This window comes from Aliarcobacter sp. (assembly GCF_041672065.1).
In the GTDB taxonomy this organism is placed as follows: Bacteria; Campylobacterota; Campylobacteria; order Campylobacterales; family Arcobacteraceae; genus Aliarcobacter; species Aliarcobacter skirrowii.
The window spans coordinates 1-4147 of sequence record NZ_JBAZAH010000087.1; the positions used below are offsets into that span (position 1 = coordinate 1).

Annotated in this window: 5 protein-coding genes; 2 read left to right on the forward strand and 3 right to left on the reverse strand. The window is 28.5% G+C overall.

Annotated features, from left to right (window positions below; translation table 11 throughout):
* From WC168_RS09365 to WC168_RS09375, 3 genes are all read right to left on the reverse strand, one after another.
* Positions 1-157 (reverse strand): glycosyltransferase (locus WC168_RS09365; RefSeq protein WP_372618881.1); only part of this gene is annotated, 157 nt, incomplete at its 3' end.
* Positions 150-440, reverse strand: a complete 291-nt coding sequence (locus WC168_RS09370; RefSeq protein WP_372618883.1) for an FtsW/RodA/SpoVE family cell cycle protein — start codon at positions 438-440, stop codon at positions 150-152. The genes WC168_RS09365 and WC168_RS09370, both read right to left, overlap by 8 nt.
* A complete protein-coding gene (locus WC168_RS09375; RefSeq protein WP_372618877.1) occupies positions 418-1416 on the reverse strand; it encodes an FtsW/RodA/SpoVE family cell cycle protein in 999 nt (332 codons plus the stop codon). The genes WC168_RS09370 and WC168_RS09375 overlap by 23 nt, the downstream gene beginning before the upstream one ends.
* Positions 1417-1445: 29 nt before the next feature.
* Between WC168_RS09375 and WC168_RS09380 the strand changes: the two genes are divergently transcribed.
* Together WC168_RS09380 and WC168_RS09385 are read left to right on the forward strand one after the other, a co-directional pair.
* Positions 1446-3311 carry a peptidoglycan D,D-transpeptidase FtsI family protein gene (locus tag WC168_RS09380; protein ID WP_372618879.1) on the forward strand — a complete coding sequence of 622 codons (1866 nt, stop codon included), beginning with the start codon at positions 1446-1448 and terminating at the stop codon, positions 3309-3311.
* Between the two features lie 16 nt (positions 3312-3327).
* Positions 3328-3840, forward strand: a complete 513-nt coding sequence (locus tag WC168_RS09385) for a peptidylprolyl isomerase (RefSeq protein WP_279135818.1) — start codon at positions 3328-3330, stop codon at positions 3838-3840.
* The last annotated feature ends 307 nt before the right edge of the window (positions 3841-4147 follow it).

The window sequence follows — 4147 nt, forward strand, 5'->3', positions numbered from 1 at the left end:
ATCTATCATCATTTTCAAACCAAAACTTATCTTGCCCATAACTTGAACCTATAAAAACAACTTCAAAACCTCTTTTTTTGAATTCAGATATAAAAACATCAGCAATTTTTAGATGACCTCCAGTTCCTCCACCTGTTATTACAACAACTTTACTCAAAACTCTCTTCCTTTGTTTTAGATTCAAGACTCTCTTTTTTTGCACATCTGCTTATTGATAAAACCAAACCTATTGCAAAAGATGTTGCAAGAAGTGATGAACCACCATAAGATAACATTGGAACTGCTATTCCTTTTATTGGAATTAATCCTGAAATTCCAAAAGAGTTGATTAAAAAAGAGAATATCAACATCAAAGCAATTCCTGTTGAAAATAGATAAAAAATCTTATTATCTACATTTTTAGCTATTTTAAAAATTCTATAAATAATCGCGAAAAATATTTATTAAAACTAAAATAAAACCAAAATATCCAAGCTCTTCAGTAATTCCAGCAAGTACAAAGTCTGTATGAACTTCACTTAAAAATCCCATTTTTATCTCGCCAAAACCAATACCTTTGCCAAAAAAACCACCATTGTGAATTGCATTTAAAGATTGCATAACTTGATAAGGTTCAGGAAGATTCTCTACTCTAAAATATTTTTCAGCAGATGCTGGAACAATTGATAAAAAAGTGTCTTGAACCATCGCCCACCAAGAGTGAAATCTATTTACCCTATGTGGAGCACTTATTATTAAACCTATAAACCCAATAAATCCTGCTAAAACTAAAATAAGCAATAACTTCAAAGATCTATTAGCAAAAACAATTAAAACTCCCATAACAGCTGCTAAAAGTACAACTTGCCCCAAATCTTTTTGAAAAAATGCTACAAACACAACAACCAAAAAGAAGATCATAAAATATGGAAACAAAAGCATAAACTCACTTACTAAAGTGGTTTTTGGTTTATCAATTACCTTTCTATAAAATGACCAAGATAAAAAATATATAAACCCTACTTTAAAAAACTCAACAGGAGATAAAGAGAATCCTGGAAGCCTAATCCATCTATTTGCACCACCTGAAGCTGTTACTAAAGATGCTGGCAAAAAAGGCATTAAAAACATTAAAATAAAACCTATAAAAAATAGACTCATTCCAAAATATCCAACTAAAAAATTTGGATTTAATTTTGAGAATATCCACATTATAAATATTGCCAATATAGCAACTACTCCTTGTCTTAGTGCAAAATGAAACTCATTGTAAGAGTAAATCTCTACGGTATAAGCAGATAAAGAGTAAGAGAACAGAACTCCTATAGTAATCAAAATTGATACTAAGATAAACAGTATATAATCAGCATCTATTAGACCATTACTAGAAATTAGATTGTTAATTGGGGTTTTAATATGTTTTTGGATAAAATTCATACTTTGATTATATAATATTATGGATAAAAATGACTTCAAATATAGATTTTAATACTTATAAAATATCTGAACTAAAAAAGAAATCAAAAAAATTTAGTATTCTTATTTTTTTACTCACAATTCCACTATTTATTGTAGCTTTCTCTATTTTTAACACTATAAAAGATAATAGAAAAATTCCAAGAATCGCTCAAACTAAAAATGAATTAGCTGTTAGAGGAAATATTATTAGCCAAGATGGTTTTAATTTAGTATCATCAAAAAAGCTATATAAGGCTGTAATTGATACTAGATATTTAGATTTTAAAAAAGAGGAGCTTTTTTTAAGTCTGTTCTCTATTTATAGTGGTTTAGATTATAATGAATTAAAAAAAAAGTTGCTTGATTCAAAAAAAAGACCTGGAAATTTAGTTTTATCATATAGTATTGATTCAAAAGCTGCAAAAAATTTAGAAGAGTTGGATTTAAAACTTAACTCTTTAAAAGTTTTTGTTCCAATAAAAGGTGATAATAGTTCAATTATTAGAAGATTAGAAATTAGTGAAAGTGGTGAAAAAAGAGATTTTAGATATAAAGATACTCTATCTCCAATTTTAGGATATGTTCAAAAAGAGGAAGATGAACAGGGTAAAACTAGATCTTTAGGAATAAAAGGTTTAGAAAATTTTTATAATGAAAATCTAAATGATTTAAATAATGGTATTTTACAAGGATATAGAGATATTTCAGGTTATCTATATTTTGATAAAAATTCAACTACAACTCATGCAATAGATGGATATAGTTTAAAACTAAATATTCCTTTAAAACTTCAAAAAAACAATGAAGCAACTTTAGATAAACATAAAATAAGAACACAAAGTGATGAGATTATGCTTGCAATTGTAGAAAATAGAAGTGGGAAAATCTTATCAATGGCTTCATCAAATAGGTTTATACCAGATAATATAAAACCAAATGAGATACCTATTTTAAATGTAAATGCTGTTGAATACCAATTTGAACCAGGTTCTGTTATAAAACCACTTTCAATATCTTTAGCTCTTGATAAAAATAGAGTTAAAAAAAATGAATCATTTCCTAGTTCAAACATACCAAATAGAAAAAGACAATATGTTATTGGAAACTATACAATAAGAGATAGCCATAGATTTGATGATATTGTATCTTTAGAAGATACAATTATATACTCTTCAAACATAGCTACAATTCAAATTGCTCAAAGAATTCCAGCTTATGAGTTCTATGAAGGTATGAAAAGTTTTGGTTTTACACAAAAAACAGGAATTGATCTATCTTATGAAAAAACTGGTGCAATGCCTCCTTTAATTAGATTTGCAGCTGGAGAAAAAGAGAATAGAGATAATATATTTAAAGCAACAGTATCTTACGGTCAAGGAATGACTGCAACATTTATGCAACTTGTAAAAGCATTTACAGTATTTAGTAATGATGGTTTTATGTTAACTCCTTATATTGTTGATGAACTTATAAAAGCAAATAGAGTTATAAAAGAGCCTTTTAAAAAAGAGCCAGTTCAAGTATTATCAAAAGATACAACAAATTTTATGAGAAACCTACTAATTAGAACTGTTGAAGAAGGAACTGGAAGAGGTGCAAAAATAGATGGTCTAGAAATTGGTGGAAAAACTGGAACTGCACAAATTGCAGGTGGAGGAACTTACATAAAAAAATATATATCATCTTTTATTGGTTTTGTTAATGATGAGAAAGGAAACTCTTATACAATTGGAGTAACTGTTATTAACCCAACAACAGATTCATCATCTTATTATGCTTCCCAAGCAGCTGTTCCAATATTCAAAGAAACAATTCAAAACTTAGTAAAATTAAACTACTTGTCACCTAAAAAAGATATAATTTCAAAAAATTAATTTATAAAGGATTTTAATGAGTACAAATAGATTTGGTCAAGAACTAAAAGAGTATAACTATACAAAAGAGGAGCTTGCAAAATTTAATTATGCTAAATTTACTACAAAAAATGGAGAAATTTTAATAAAACTTTTCAATCAAGAGACTCCAAATACAGTTTCAAATTTTGCTACTTTAGTAAATGATGGTTTTTATAATGGTTTAAATTTTCATAGAGTAATTGCTGGTTTTATGGCACAAGGTGGATGTCCAGATGGAACTGGTGCAGGAGGACCTTCTTGGGCAATTAAATGTGAAGTAGATGCACCAAAACAAGTTCACAAAAGAGGAAGCCTATCAATGGCACATGCAGGAAGAGATACAGGAGGAAGTCAATTTTTTATCTGTTTTGTTCCATGCCCACATCTAGATAAAAATCACACAGTTTTTGGAGAGATTGTAGAAAATAGTGAAAATAGTTTTAAAACTTTAGATGCTATAAAACAAGGTGATAAAATAATCTCAATTGAGATATTAGAAAAAATCTAATTATACAGTTATAGGTATCTCTTTAATTGGTTTTACAGAAGTTTCATTAGTAAGATTACCATCTATTTTATCACTGCAAATAATTAGTGAAGCTCTTCCTTAATCAAAAGAAGAATCAGAGCTTTGAGAAAAATTTTAGTAGAGTGGAATGAGTGGAAAAAAGATAATGAAGATATCTTAATGTTGGGACGCAAAGAATTTAGCCACCGAGTGCATTCACACTTGGCCAGCTGACGCATTATGATTTGGCCAGTGTGCGCATCTCAAAGAGAGCCACTAAAACCTTTATGATGCGTCTATAAGTTTG